Source organism: Psychromonas sp. 14N.309.X.WAT.B.A12 (genome assembly GCF_030397575.1).
Classification (GTDB): Bacteria; Pseudomonadota; Gammaproteobacteria; order Enterobacterales; family Psychromonadaceae; genus Psychromonas.
Genome location: NZ_JAPNXS010000004.1, coordinates 165,274 through 179,230 on the forward strand (window position 1 = coordinate 165,274; position 13,957 = coordinate 179,230).

The window sequence follows — 13,957 nt, forward strand, 5'->3', positions numbered from 1 at the left end:
TTTGATTTATTTAATAAGGTTTAATTTAAAACTATCAAGTAACTGTTTCAACCAGTTTAAGCGTTCTGCACTATTCTCTAATGCAATACTGAATTTTAATTTACTCGGTCCATCAAGTTTAAAGGTATTTGATTGTGTTTGCAGTAATGAAACAAGGAACATTGGATCAACTTTTGAATGCTCCGTAAAAGTTACGGCGCCACCTAAAGCATGTGCTTCAATACGTGCAATGCCTAACTTCGAACATCTTTGTTTGATTGCTGTTACTGCCACTAAATTTTTTGTTGAATCTGGTAATAATCCAAATCGATCAATTAGTTCTACTTGTATCTCATTAAGTTCATTATTATTTTTACTATTTGCAATACGTTTATACAAAGATAAACGCATATTCACATCCGGAATATAATCGTCTGGAATAAGTGCAGGAATTCTTAACTCAACTTCTGCTTGAGTTGATAATAGGTGTTCTAAACTTGGTTCTTGACCATTACGTAAAGCCTCCACCGCTTGATTAAGCATATCCATATATAGATTGAAGCCAATACTGGTAATTTGCCCTGATTGTTCATCACCTAGTAATTCACCGGCACCACGAATTTCTAGATCGTGTGTTGCAAGTGTAAAACCTGCACCTAAAGTATCCAGTGAACCGATTGCTTGAAGACGCTTTTTAGCATCTTTAGTCATTAACTTAGGTGTTGGTGTTAATAAATAAGCATAAGCTTGATGGTGCGAACGACCAACACGACCACGTAATTGATGTAACTGTGCTAAACCAAGATGATCGGCACGGTTAATGATAATGGTATTCGCAGTAGGTATATCGATACCAGTTTCTATGATAGTCGTACAAACTAATACATTTTGGCGCTGATGATAAAAATCAGACATAACGCGTTCTAGCTGTTGTTCATTCATTTGACCATGGGCAATGGCAATTCTTGCTTGCGGTAATAAAGTTTGTAAATCAGCTGCCGCTTTTTCGATAGTATCGACATTATTGTGTAAGAAATACACTTGACCACCACGCATAATCTCACGTGTAATCGCATCACTGATGGTTTGATCACTGCGTTGTTCTACAAAGGTCTTCACAGCTAAACGTTTGGCTGGCGGGGAGGCGATGATAGAGAGATCACGCATTCCATTCATCGACATATTTAAAGTACGAGGAATAGGTGTTGCTGTAAGCGTTAAAATATCGATTTGCGCTCGTAAACGTTTAATTTTTTCTTTTTGGCGTACTCCAAAACGATGTTCCTCATCGATTATTAGTAAGCCTAAATCCGCGAAATTAATACCATCACTTAGTAATTTGTGTGTACCGATTAGAATATCCACTTTACCGTCAGCGGCATCTTGTAAAATCAGCTTCTGTTCTTTAGCTGTCTTAAAGCGCGATAATACCTCAATTCTCACTGGCCAATTAGCAAATCTATCTCGAAAATTTTCAAAATGTTGTTGAGCGAGCAAAGTGGTCGGTACTAATAAAGCCACCTGGCGCGCATTGTCGGTTGCCATAAAGGCTGCACGCATTGCAACTTCAGTTTTCCCAAAGCCTACATCACCACAGACCAGTCTATCCATAGGTTGTGATGAACACATATCGGAAATAACTGAGTTGATGGACAGCGCTTGATCATGTGTCTCTTCATAGGGAAAGTCATTACTAAATAATGCATAGTTTTCTTTATTTAATTGATACCTAAAGCCTTTTTTAGCTGCGCGTTGTGCATAAATCTCAAGTAGTTCAGCGGCGACGTCACGAACTTTTTCGGCGGCACGTTTTTTGGCTTTTGCCCAGGTATCATTGCCTAATTTACTAATAGGCGCGGTTTCTACGTCACTGCCACTGTAACGACCGATCAGGTGCAATGAGGTAACAGGTACATACAGTTTATCACCACGCAAGTACTCCAATGTTACAAACTCATTAACACTGCCAGAGACTTCGATAGTTTGTAGTCCTAAATATCGAGCAACACCGTGGTCAATATGCACAACAGGCTGGCCTACTTTTAATTCGGCTAGGTTACGAACGATATGTTCTGAGTTTTCTTCACCATTATTATCTTTATTTTGGCGTCGTCTTTGGGTTATTTTGTTACCCAATAATTCTGTTTCAGTGATAAAGGCAAAAGCGGAATCAATGATCAAAAAGCTATGTTCAACACGACTAACGGTGATATACACTTTGTGTTTATCTGGCTTACATTCACTTAGGTGGTTGACTGATTTTATGTTGAGTTTAAGTGGGCTGAGTAACTCTAATAATGCTTCTTTACGACCTGCCGATTCAGCACTGAGTAAAATGGTGCCATCAAAACCTTCAATAAAAGCACTGATATTAGCTAATGGATTTTTATCTTTATGGTGGATCTTAATATCTGGCAATGTGGTCAGCGGTAAATTAGTTTTACCAGCTTTAGGTAATGCAAAAGAGGCGTTTTGTAACTGATACTTTGGAAACTCATTGAGTCGTCTGAAACATTGTTCTTGGCGAAGGTAAAGTTCAATGGGCTGCAATAGCGGACGAAGTAAATCAACGCCTCGCTCTTCGAAACGATGTGTGATGGTTTTCCAGAATTCGTCGATAGCAGTACCAATATCACCAAGGATACATAAACGACTTTGTTTAGGAAAATAATCAAATAAAGTGGCTGTCTCATTAAAAAATAGCGGCAGATAATATTCGATACCAGCAGGTAAGTTTGTTTGTGAAATCTGCTGATAAATCGAATCGTTACTGGTACATATTTTTGCTGGGAATTTATCTTGGTAAGCTTGTTTAAAGTTTTCGATAGCCTGTTTATCTGTTGCAAACTCATGAGCGGGTAACATCTTTATCTGTTTGATAGTTGGTAAAGAGCGTTGCGTTTCAGTATCAAAAGGGCGAATGGAATCAACTTCATTATCGAAAAAATCGATACGGTAAGGAGTGTCGCTAGCCATTGGGTAAATATCAAGTAATGAGCCCCTTGCACAAAACTCACCGTGTTCTTGTACTTGGTCCACTGCGTAATATCCAGCTTCTTGTAATTGCTCTCGTAACAGTTGTAACTCTAATTGTTGTCCGGTTTTAACCACTAATGTATTTTGTTTTAAATAACTAGGCGGCGCTAATCTCAACAGTAGAGTCGTTACTGGGATAATCAAAATACCTTCTTTCATAGAAGGCAGTTGATACAAGGTTTCGATACGTGTTGAGATAATATCTTGATGCGGTGAAAAATGATCGTAAGGTAATGTTTCCCAGTCTGGAAATAGATTAACTTCAAATTTGTTCTCGGCAAAAAATAATAACTCTTGATGCAACTTAATGGCACTGGGTGTGTCATTAACGATGACGATTAACGGCGACTTTTGTGGATTAGCCTGGGCACATTGGCTGATCACTAAACTTTGACTACTACCGACTAAATTGGCTAGTTGTTGTGTGTCGGTTGCTGATTTTAATGTTTGTATGTCGAGTAAATTGTTCATGTTTTGACTTATTTTATTTATTTAATTGCTAAGAAAAGTGCGTGTGAAAACAGTGCGTATAGGTAATTGTAATGCATAGTTATAGCACTCTTTAACTGTTAGTTTCCCGTAATTTCGCTCTGTCTTTTAGCTGTTGAGATTGTATATGTAAACTGGCACGAATTAATAGCTCACGATCTTGGTCTCGAATAAGAGTGTAAGTTAATGTACACTGCTCGGCGCTTATTTCTGTGACGTTAGCATAACAATAAATAGCAGAGGATTCTTCAGGTAAAAATATTTTTAACCTGACAATATCTTCTTTTTTCAGTGTGTTATTGTTTTTTATGATTAAGCTACCCGCACTAAACTTAATGCTTTGATGACGTGATTTTTCTTCATCTTGTTGGGTTAGTACATAGCTTAATAGGGTATTAATTTTTTGGTTTTGGGCTTGCAGATATTGCCATAGCGCTTTACTGGTTTCATTGTTTAATTTTAATGGTGTCAAGATGTTTGCATCGGCTTGTGCTAAGTCACTGGCCATTCTAAATGGGCCTGGAATCTCTTGCTCAAAAGCCTGTTGATTGAGAGGGATTTCCTCTTTACCAATTGATTTTAAGTTGATTGAAAGTGTATGTTCTACCAAAAAATATTCATTATTATTCATATTTACAAACCAAGCAGTAATTAAGTGGTGGCAAAACACCTTATTCTAGGAGTTTTGTCTGTCTTAGCGAATAAAGATACATTAGAATGGCTTGCATTAAAATGTAATCAATAAGTTAAGTCTAATTTAGTGAGGTTAATGATGGATTGTGTGGCACATTTCTTCATATTAATCACGTTAGTCTGAATTAAAGATAATTATTATAAAAGGTAACTATGTTTTATCCTTTAAGTGTTTTCATCGGTTTACGTTATACAAAGTCAAAGCGTAATAACCAATTTGTCTCGTTTGTTTCCTTATTTTCTACTGGTGGCATTATTCTCGGCGTTTTAGCATTGATCACTGTATTGTCGGTGATGAATGGTTTTGAAGCTGAATTAAAGCAGCGAATTTTAGGAGCAATTCCCCAAGCTAAGTTAACTAACCAAACTAATACTATTACGGACTGGCAACAGCGTATAGATCAACTTCCTGACGATCCTTTAATTGTTGATGTTGAGCCAATGATTAATGCTGAAGCGATTTTGCAAAGTAAGGTTGGTTTACAAGGAGTAAAAATTGAAGGTGTTTATCCTGATAAATATGCCAGTGAAACCGTCAAAAGCAATATAGTGGTAGGTAGTTTAGATAAGTTAGTTGCAAGCGAATATAAGATCATCATTGGTGACCAGTTAGCACGCATGTTAGGCGTGACGATTGGCGATAAGGTAAGAATAACATCTACCAGAGGAGTACGTTATACGCCTTTAGGGCAAGTGCCTAGCCAACGCAACTTTACTGTTGCGGGCTTGTTTGATGTTGGCTCAGATGTTGATAAATATCTGGTGCTGATGCATGCCCAAGATGCCGCACGTTTAATTCGTATTCAGACAGACCAAGTGACTGACTTACGTTTCTATTTTACTGAACCTTTTGCGGTGGAGTCATGGACACCTCCGGCATTACAAAAAGATGAGATGATTATTGATTGGCGTAGCACACATGGAGAGTTATTTGCGGCGGTGAAAATGGAAAAAAATATGATTTGGTTACTACTGTGTTTAATTATAGCAGTGGCTGCATTTAATATTTTATCTTCCTCGGTGATGGTGGTTACTGATAAAAGTGCCGAAGTAGCGATATTAAAGACTCTTGGCATTAACGCCAATACGATTAATTTGATATTTATTATTCAGGGGGCATTTAGTGGCATCGTTGGAGCATTAATTGGTACAGGTTTAGGGCTATTATTGAGCACCTACATCAATGAAATTATGTCGTTTTTAGGCCTACATTTATTGGCTAATGCATCAGGCGGCACCCGACTTCTTCCCGTTGTACATGAGCCTGTGCAAATAGTATCCATTATGTTAGGTGCAATGTTTTTAAGTTTATTAGCAACTTTATATCCGGCTTACAGAGCGGGTAAAGTTAGCCCAGTTGAGGCATTAAGATATGAGTAATTCAATAGTAGTTTGTCAGGATTTAAGTAAAGTTTATCAAGAAGGGCGTTTAGCAACATCGGTGTTGCAAGGTGTTAACTTAGCCGTTGAACCAGGTGAGTTATTAGCAATTGTAGGCACATCAGGCTCAGGTAAAAGTACTTTACTGCATTTATTAGGTGCTTTAGATGCTCCTTCAACGGGAGATGTTATTTTTAATGGTAAAAATATTCATAAGTTATCTGCAAAACAACAAGCAAAGTGGCGTAATCAAGAGCTAGGGTTTGTTTATCAATTTCATCATTTGTTATCTGAGTTTACGGCTTTAGAAAATGTCGCAATGCCGCTTTTAATTGCTGGTGAGCCGATTAAAGTAGCACAGCAAAAAGCCTTAGATTTATTAACCCGTGTTGGCTTAAGTGAACGAGTTGCACATCGTCCATCGGAGCTTTCTGGTGGTGAAAGACAACGTGTTGCAATCGCAAGAGCACTTATTAACAAGCCTTCTTTAGTATTAGCAGATGAGCCCACAGGTAATCTAGATGCAAAAAGTGCAGAGTCTGTCTATCAGTTATTAAAAGAGCTCAATGCGGAACTGGGAACTGCTTTTATTGTTGTTACTCATGACCAGCAATTGGCTAATAAATTAGATCGACAGTTATATATGAGTAACGGCATTTTACAGGATACGCAGTAATGTTTAGACCTTTATCATTATTTGTTGGTTTACGTTACAGCAAAGCAAAGCATAAAAATAAGTTTGTGTCATTTATCTCCATGGCCTCGATTTTTGGGATTATTTTAGGTGTGGCGGTATTGATCGTGGGCCTTTCTACCATGAATGGTTTTGAAAAAGCATTAAGAGACCAGCTGTTATCGGTTATTCCCCATGCCGAGCTTGAAGTAGTAGAGGGTGACTTTGAAAACGAAAAAACAGTGTTATCTAAAGTTAGAGAACACCCAGGCGTAGCGGGTGCTAGCCCGTATATCGTGATGAATGCGCTGTTACAAAATAATATTAATATGAAAGCATTACAAATGCGTGCGATTAATCCTGAAACTGAAACTCAAGTGACTGCGGTTGAGCAGTATATTAAACAGGGGGGCTGGGAATTATTATCCAGTGAAGAAAACAGCATCATATTAGGAGAGCCTGTTGCTCAACAGCTTAAGCTAGCTGTTGGTGATACGGTAACACTATTATTACCTCAACCGAGTACGGTTAAATTAAGAGCGCCACGTAAATTTGCATTTACGCTGACCGGGACTTTTAAAATGGGGGGGCAAGTTGATACGACCTTAGGCTTCATCCATATTAATAAAGCCAAACAAATATTAGATGTACGGCATGCAACAGGCATTGCTTTTAAAGTCGATGATGTTTTGCAGGCACAGACATTAGCTCGCGAAGTGGCCTATAGCATCCCTGTGTACATGTATGTGAAGAGTTGGATCACTAGCCAAGGATATTTATACCAAGATATTCAAATGGTTAAATCATTGATGTATGTAATCCTTTTGTTAGTTGTTGCGGTGGCTTGTTTTAATATCGTTTCGACACTAGTGATGGCAGTTAACGAGAAACGAGGTGACATCGCTATTTTAAAAACAATGGGGGCTAATAAATGGTCTTTACGTGCTATTTTTATGGTACAAGGGGCATTTAATGGGTTGATGGGTAGCTTTTTTGGCGCTTTATTAGGTACTTATCTTTCTTTAAATTTAAGTTCTATTTTTGCTGCAATTGAAAGTTTATTAGGACGTAAATTTCTATCTGGTGATATCTATTTCATTGATTACTTACCATCACAAATCGATTATCAACAAGTAGTTGTTATAACTATTGTTGCTTTTGTTATGAGTGTTGTAGCGACTATTTACCCTGCATGGACAGCAAGTAATATTGAACCAGCTAAAGAGTTAGGCTATAGCCACTAAACTTAGCTATTAAATACAAGATTAAAATATGGTGTGTTGTTAATTCAACGCACCATACTCTGCCAGTAAGTCATATACTCCCTCCGCAATTAATCGATATCCTTGTGCATTTGGATGAACTGTATCGCTGTGTAACGCTGGTTTCTTTAAGACATCTCTCATAATGCCATTGCCCAGTGGAATCTTGTACTGTGTTGCTAACGTTTGGTATTGCTCAATATCAGACAAAAAGATCGTGGCTTCAGGCACGGACAATAAAATAACTTGAATATCTCTGTCTTGAGCCATTTCAATCATCTGTGCAAGATTGTCCTGCATTTTATCTAAATTTCTATTTTGTAAAACGTCGTTACCACCATGACAAAGAATCAATAACTGTGGCTGATATTTATCTAATAGTTTAGGTAAGCGTTTAAGTCCTTGTAGGCTAGTTTCGCCGCTAATACCTGCATTGATTACCTGTCTGTTTAACAGCAAGCCTAGTTGGACCGGATAACTTTCTTGTTTATTAGCTCCGCGACCAGAGGTTAAGCTATCACCAAAAGCTAAGATAGGTTGCTGCTCATTTAGAGGAGTTAAAGATGGAGAGTCACTACAGGCCATTAATAGTAAGGTAAACATTAAACAAAGGGGTATTTTCATGGACTAGGCTCGATAGTAACAATAATAAAAACAGCTGAGTGCTATAAAATATAGGCAAAAAAAAGCGCACTATACAGTGCGCTATGGGCATTTTTATATTAATTAATCGTCTAAAATACCTAGGATGCTCAATAGGTGAACAAAGATATTAAAGATGTTTAAGTATAATGAAACGGTTGCACGGATGTAGTTTGTTTCACCACCGTTAATAATACGGCTTGTATCGACTAGTATTAATCCAGACATAATCATAACTACAACACTGCTGATAACCAGTTGCATTAATGGAATTTGTAAGAATATGTTAGCAATCATCGCAACGATTACTGCAATCATACCAGCCATTAAGAAGCCACTCATGAATGAGAAGTCTTTACGAGAAGTTAGTACATAAGCAGATAAAGCAAAGAAGATGATAGCCGTTGTACCAAGTGCTTGCATAATTAGTGCAGGGCCGTTTGCCATTGTTAGGTAGTGATTTAACATGTTACCCAGTGATGCACCCATCACGCCAGTAAACATAAATACCCAGAAAAGACCTTTGCTTGAATCAGCTGTTTTAGAAACAACAAATAATAAACCGAAGCCAACTAGCATTAATACTAATGACATTATAGGCCCAATGCCGACCATGGTTGCTATGGTTGCAGTAACGGCACTGAATGCAAGTGTCATCCCTAACAGCATGTAAGTATTTTTTAATACTTTATTGATCGATACACCAGCACCACGTGTTTGAGTGTTAATTGAAGAATTCATAATGTACTCCAGTTGATTAAATAATAATTAATAAACATCATAACACTTGGATTTAGCTTGTGTAGTGTTTTCGTATGAGATTAGTTAACAGAGTGTGATATATGTAATAGTAATTTTAAAAAGATAGTGTTTAGGGCAAGTAAAAGGACTATTTACACTTTTTAAGTAATAACAATTAGTTATGAGGATTTATAGGAAATGAATATCAGTGATATAGACATTGGTAGCTGAGCAATGATAAAAATAAAAAAGGCACCGAAGTGCCTTCATAGTATTAGGTCTTTTAAAAGGGCTTATTTAGCGCCTTCGATGATACCAACAAACTCTTCAATAATTAGTGCTGCACCACCTACTAAACCGCCGTCGATGTCAGCTTGAGCAAATAGCTCTTTTGCACTGTTTGCTTTAACACTACCACCGTAAAGAATTTGCACTTTCTCTGCAACTACTTCACTTTGTGCTTTTAACCATGAGCGGATGTGTGCGTGAACTTCTTGAGCTTGCTCAGAAGTTGCAACTTTACCTGTACCAATTGCCCATACTGGCTCATATGCGATTACTGAGTTTTCAACTGCTGCAATACCTGCAACGTCGATAACAGCTTTAAGTTGTGCTTCAACTACTGCGAATGTTTTATCAGTTTCACGCTCTTCTAGCGTCTCACCGATACAAAGAACAGGAACCAGGCCATTTTCTTGAATAGCCACAAATTTAGCTGCAACAACTGCATCAGTTTCATTGTGGTATTGGCGACGCTCAGAGTGACCTACTAGGCTATATTTAGCACCAAACTCTTTAACCATTACTGGTGAAGTTTCACCTGTGAATGCACCAGAAACATTTGTGCTTACATCTTGAGCACCAAATTCAATGCTGTTGCTTGCTGTTAAGTTAGCAACTTGCTCAATGAAGATAGCCGGTGGGCATACTGCAACTTCAACATTGCTTGCTGCATCAGCTGCGCCTTCAATGCCTTTGATTAAAGTTGCAACTGATTCTTTTGTACCGTTCAGTTTCCAGTTACCCATTACAAGAGGTGTTCTCATGTTTAACTCCGTTAGTTTATTTAAATTGTATGCTTTTCAGACATTTTGGTAATTAAAAATCACTTTACTTACCATATTGTGATCTATCCCAGTAAATTATCTGTTATCTACTATAAATACAAGTAAGGCTTCAATGAAAGTCCCATTTTTATTGTGTTCAATCAATAAAGCCTTAGTTTACTTGCGTAAATTGCACTGCAGGTTGCTGTTGATAGAACTCGTTGTCATTTTGTTCTTCAACTTTTGTTGGATTAGTGAAAGCTTCTTTGTCAAAAGCGATATCTCCCCCATCAATTACGCCTGAATTACTATCTATCGATTTAAAATCAAATAAATCAGTATCTGCTAAATGAGATGGGACTACATTCTGCATCGCGGTGAACATAGTTTCTAAACGACCAGGAAATTTTTGGTCCCATTCGCTGAGCATCTCTTCAGTTAATTTACGCTGTAAGTTAGGCTGAGAACCACACAGGTTACAAGGAATAATTGGGAACTTTTGTAATTTAGCAAAGGCTTCAATGTCTTTTTCTTTACAGTAAGCCAAAGGGCGGATCACAACATGTTCACCATTGTCAGAGACTAGTTTTGCTGGCATTGATTTCATTTTTCCTGCAAAAAAGAGGTTAAGCATCATAGTCGCAAGCATATCATCACGGTGATGGCCCAGTGCAATCTTTGTTGCTCCTAGCTCTTTTGCAGTATTGTAAAGAATGCCACGACGTAATCGAGAACATAGGCTACAGGTGGTTTTACCTGGTTCTAGTTTTTCTGTGACTATGCTGTAAGTGTCTTGCTCTACAATTTTATAATCAACACCTAACTTAGCCAGGTATTCAGGCAGAATGTGCTCAGGGAAACCCGGTTGCTTTTGATCCAAGTTAACAGCAATGATATCAAAGTTAATCGGTGCAACAGCTTTAAGTTGACTCAACATCTCTAATAATGTGTAACTGTCTTTACCACCAGAGACACATACCATGACTTTATCGCCATCTTCAATCATATTGTAATCTGCGATAGCTTGACCTGTTTGTCTACGCAACACTTTGTTTAATTTTTTGAGGTTAAATAATTCTTTTTCTGAAAGTTGCTGCGTCATTGTAAACCTTGTTTATGGAGAGTTATAAGCACGCGCATTGTATAAAAAGAGATGAGTGTATGTAAAGAGCTGAGCCCTTTATATTGGTGAGGGGCGAGCGATTAGAAAGCCTTGTATGCCATCAATATACATATGTTCTAAGATATGCTTTTGCTCAAGGCGTTCGATACCTTCAGCTACCACTTGACATTCCATTCGGTGAGCAACATCAATAATCATGCGAATAAACTGTTGATTGGTACTGTCATGCTCAATATCTACAATTAAGCTTGAATCAATTTTAATATAATCTGGCTTTAACTCTTTGAATAAACGGAATGAACCGATTCCTTTGCCAAAACGGCAAATCGCAGAGCGGCTACCTGCACGTTTTAACATATCAAAAAATCGCTTACTGGCTGTAAGGTGGTTGTCTAATGGTTTTTCATGCACTTCAAATACTAGTGATCCCGCGATATCAGCTTCACGCAATAATAGGCGCTCTAACCAAATAAGAAATGCACTATTTTGTAAAGAAGCATAACTTATATTAATTCCCCAGTGTGTATTTAAGTCTGCTTTCAATCGGTAACTCGCTATCGTACGTTCAATAATCAATTGTTCTAGTTTGACTATAGTATCGGTACGTTGAGCCATTGAAAAAACAGTGCTTGCAGGAATAACATTACCCGTTTCCCCTAAAAATCGGGTGAATATTTCTTGGTATCCTTTCATGTTACGGTGTATGGCATGGACCGGCTGTTGTAAAAATTCAAATGAACGATTAGTCATCAATGCATTGATCGCCGTCCGCCAGTGTTGTTCACCTAATTGGAACTCAGTATTTTCTTCAAGCACCCATGAGTTAGGGCCTGCAATTTGTGCTTTAGCTAATGCGATATCTGCTCTAGCAAGAACATGTTCAGGTAACTGTTTGGCAGAAATACGTGTCATACCATTAAAAGCGACACTTTCTAGATTATGCGTTGCTTGATATTGGTCAAATTTAAACTTTAACTCCTCACTATATTTATGTGCATGAGGGGTGGTCATATTATGGGCTATCACTGCGAAATCTGACCCACTAATACGGAATACTTCAGTATTCGCAAAGTTTGCTGACACTTGTTTAATCATTTTCGAAACACTTAATAAATAGTCATCGCCTTGATGAAAGCCTAGGCTAGCGTTTACCGTAGATAATTCAAAAATCCTTATAATCGATAAAATAGCATGATCCTGATTATTTTCGGCTGATAGCAGGTCAGTTAACTCCCTACGAAATGCATGGCGGTTATTCAAGCCCGTTAAACTGTCTTTATTGGCTTGGGTAGTTAACTTAAATATTTGTTCATTTTTTTCCGCTAAGTCATGGGTTAATTGTTTTATTTTTTTCTTAATCGTGTTCGCGGCTATGGTAAATATGGACTTTACACTTTCGTCATCGAGTGTTTCTTTAATTAATAGGCGTTCATTTTTTCTGAATAAGGTCAGATATATAAGATTGCAAAATAGTGTCGCAATGACTAAAGCGGCAATAATTAACAAAATAATTTGATGGTATAACTTGGAGTATTCGACATTCTTAGCCGTATATTCGATTACTTGATTTGTTGAAATTGAATATTGCTTTGAGGTGGAGATCGGCAAAACTTTACTAAAAAGCTCATTATCAGGTTGTTCTGATAAGATCAGGGGAGCTGCTAGCTGATCATTCGTGATCTTAATGTAACTAAAATCTTTAGTATTTATTTTGTTTTTTAAGTCAGCTTCAGAGGTGATGTCATTTAATACCGCTAATCTTTTATCAAGACCATATAAGTGCTGTTGTTTTGATAAAATAGGGTTGAATAATGCTTTTATAACAAAAACCAAGGCGATGATAATTACAGCAATAAGAAAATTAGAGATCCAAAAATTTCGTCCAAGGTTGTTCATTTGTAACCTCCTTTGATCTTAATGACTTATTGAAACTCGCTTTATTACCACCTAGGGTAAAGTATAGTTAGAAACTCTTTAATTGCAGAAAATAGTTTCATTTACTATTTTAATGAATGAAGAGTGTCACGTTTCAATAGTGCTATGATTAATAATTAATTTTTTTATTATATAGCAATTTAAAATCATAATTTAGTTTTTTTGTTTAATATTTGCTACTTGCGATAATCCGGTTGGTGCGTTAATAGTAAATATTTTGTTTGCTCATGTTGTGGGTTATCACAAATCTCTTCTGAAGAGCCTTTTTCGACAATCTTTCCTTGATGCAAGACCATGATTTGATCACTCATATGTTTAACAAGGTGCATATTGTGTGCAACAAAAATATAACTAGTCCCTTTAGTTTGTTGAATCTTTAATAGTAAATTAACAATCTTAAATCTAAGTGAAATATCTAGTGTGGTTAAGATCTCATCGACTAAAATAATGTCTGGATTTAAGATCATAGCTCTGGCAATAGCAACTTGGTGTTTTTGCATACTTGAGAGCATGTTAGGGTAAAATGCTAAATAATCAGGTAATAGACCTACTAACTTTAAAGTTTCAATAATTCGTTGATAACGCTGCTTTGCGTCTAAACTCGTATTTAACTCAATTGGTGCATTTAAGATTTTCCCTATGGTCATTTTAGGGTTAAGTGAACTACTTGGATCCTGGAATATCATACGGACTGATACACAACGTTTTTGTGAACTTAAAGTACGAATGGAGTGGCCTTTGATATAAATATCACCTGCATTTGCAGTTAATACACCTGCAATGGTTCTTACTAAGGCACTTTTACCTGAGCCACTTTCGCCTACAACCGCCAACGTTTCACCTTTTTCTAAGGTAAAACTTACTGGTCCAAAGGCTATTTTTTCTTTACTTCCAAAGAAACCAAAGGGTTGCTTAAAGCTTTTACACAGATCGCTTACTTTTAATAATGACGACATAA

General features: G+C 37.2%; 11 protein-coding genes. 3 read left to right on the forward strand and 8 right to left on the reverse strand.

All coding sequences use genetic code 11. From position 1 onward, the window contains the following. Nucleotides 1-6 precede the first annotated feature (6 nt). Entirely contained in the window at nt 7-3,486 is a 3,480-nt protein-coding gene (mfd, locus tag OW492_RS07205) for a transcription-repair coupling factor (protein ID WP_290039253.1), read from the reverse strand. Nucleotides 3,487-3,577: 91 nt separating this feature from the next. Beyond that, nucleotides 3,578-4,135 carry a PilZ domain-containing protein gene (locus OW492_RS07210; protein WP_290039254.1) on the reverse strand — a complete coding sequence of 186 codons (558 nt, stop codon included), beginning with the start codon at nt 4,133-4,135 and terminating at the stop codon, nt 3,578-3,580. 215 nt (nt 4,136-4,350) lie between these two features. On the opposite strand from OW492_RS07210, the gene OW492_RS07215 reads away from it, so the two are divergent. From OW492_RS07215 to lolE, 3 genes are read left to right on the forward strand one after another with little or no spacing between them, the layout of a single operon-like run. After that, nucleotides 4,351-5,577 carry a lipoprotein-releasing ABC transporter permease subunit gene (locus OW492_RS07215; RefSeq protein ID WP_290039255.1) on the forward strand — a complete coding sequence of 409 codons (1,227 nt, stop codon included), beginning with the start codon at nt 4,351-4,353 and terminating at the stop codon, nt 5,575-5,577. Beyond that, nucleotides 5,570-6,253: a lipoprotein-releasing ABC transporter ATP-binding protein LolD gene (gene lolD, locus OW492_RS07220; protein WP_290039256.1), complete on the forward strand. Its 684-nt coding sequence runs from the start codon at nt 5,570-5,572 to the stop codon at nt 6,251-6,253. Before OW492_RS07215 ends, lolD begins: the two co-directional genes overlap by 8 nt. Then, nucleotides 6,253-7,494, forward strand: a complete 1,242-nt coding sequence (gene lolE / locus OW492_RS07225; protein WP_290039257.1) for a lipoprotein-releasing ABC transporter permease subunit LolE — start codon at nt 6,253-6,255, stop codon at nt 7,492-7,494. Before lolD ends, lolE begins: the two co-directional genes overlap by 1 nt. Before the next feature lie 39 nt (nt 7,495-7,533). On the opposite strand, the gene OW492_RS07230 is transcribed toward lolE, so the two are convergent. The 6 genes from OW492_RS07230 to OW492_RS07255 form a co-directional block, all read right to left on the reverse strand. Next, nucleotides 7,534-8,136: an arylesterase gene (locus OW492_RS07230; RefSeq protein WP_290039258.1), complete on the reverse strand. Its 603-nt coding sequence runs from the start codon at nt 8,134-8,136 to the stop codon at nt 7,534-7,536. A gap of 102 nt (nt 8,137-8,238) precedes the next feature. Then, nucleotides 8,239-8,895, reverse strand: coding sequence for a Bax inhibitor-1/YccA family protein (locus OW492_RS07235; RefSeq protein ID WP_290039259.1), 657 nt, complete (start codon nt 8,893-8,895; stop codon nt 8,239-8,241). Nucleotides 8,896-9,188: 293 nt separating this feature from the next. After that, nucleotides 9,189-9,941: a triose-phosphate isomerase gene (tpiA, locus tag OW492_RS07240; RefSeq protein WP_290039260.1), complete on the reverse strand. Its 753-nt coding sequence runs from the start codon at nt 9,939-9,941 to the stop codon at nt 9,189-9,191. 172 nt (nt 9,942-10,113) lie between these two features. Beyond that, nucleotides 10,114-11,043, reverse strand: a complete 930-nt coding sequence (ttcA, locus tag OW492_RS07245; protein ID WP_290039261.1) for a tRNA 2-thiocytidine(32) synthetase TtcA — start codon at nt 11,041-11,043, stop codon at nt 10,114-10,116. A 78-nt stretch (nt 11,044-11,121) separates the two neighbouring features. After that, the gene (locus OW492_RS07250; protein WP_290039262.1) at nt 11,122-12,960 is read right to left on the reverse strand and encodes an EAL domain-containing protein; all 1,839 of its coding nucleotides are present in this window, start codon (nt 12,958-12,960) and stop codon (nt 11,122-11,124) included. 215 nt (nt 12,961-13,175) lie between these two features. After that, nucleotides 13,176-13,955, reverse strand: coding sequence for an ATP-binding cassette domain-containing protein (locus OW492_RS07255; protein WP_290039263.1), 780 nt, complete (start codon nt 13,953-13,955; stop codon nt 13,176-13,178). Nucleotides 13,956-13,957 lie beyond the last annotated feature (2 nt).

Excerpts from the sequence above, each read along its gene's own strand:
- OW492_RS07215 (WP_290039255.1), top strand. The coding sequence starts at position 4,351 with ATGTTTTATCCTTTAAGTGTTTTCATCGGTTTACGTTATACAAAGTCA.
- OW492_RS07250 (WP_290039262.1), bottom strand. The coding sequence starts at position 12,960 with ATGAACAACCTTGGACGAAATTTTTGGATCTCTAATTTTCTTATTGCT.
- lolD (WP_290039256.1), top strand. The coding sequence starts at position 5,570 with ATGAGTAATTCAATAGTAGTTTGTCAGGATTTAAGTAAAGTTTATCAA.
- OW492_RS07230 (WP_290039258.1), bottom strand. The coding sequence starts at position 8,136 with ATGAAAATACCCCTTTGTTTAATGTTTACCTTACTATTAATGGCCTGT.
- mfd (WP_290039253.1), bottom strand. The coding sequence starts at position 3,486 with ATGAACAATTTACTCGACATACAAACATTAAAATCAGCAACCGACACA.
- OW492_RS07255 (WP_290039263.1), bottom strand. The coding sequence starts at position 13,955 with ATGTCGTCATTATTAAAAGTAAGCGATCTGTGTAAAAGCTTTAAGCAA.
- lolE (WP_290039257.1), top strand. The coding sequence starts at position 6,253 with ATGTTTAGACCTTTATCATTATTTGTTGGTTTACGTTACAGCAAAGCA.
- OW492_RS07210 (WP_290039254.1), bottom strand. The coding sequence starts at position 4,135 with ATGAATAATAATGAATATTTTTTGGTAGAACATACACTTTCAATCAAC.
- OW492_RS07235 (WP_290039259.1), bottom strand. The coding sequence starts at position 8,895 with ATGAATTCTTCAATTAACACTCAAACACGTGGTGCTGGTGTATCGATC.
- ttcA (WP_290039261.1), bottom strand. The coding sequence starts at position 11,043 with ATGACGCAGCAACTTTCAGAAAAAGAATTATTTAACCTCAAAAAATTA.
- tpiA (WP_290039260.1), bottom strand. The coding sequence starts at position 9,941 with ATGAGAACACCTCTTGTAATGGGTAACTGGAAACTGAACGGTACAAAA.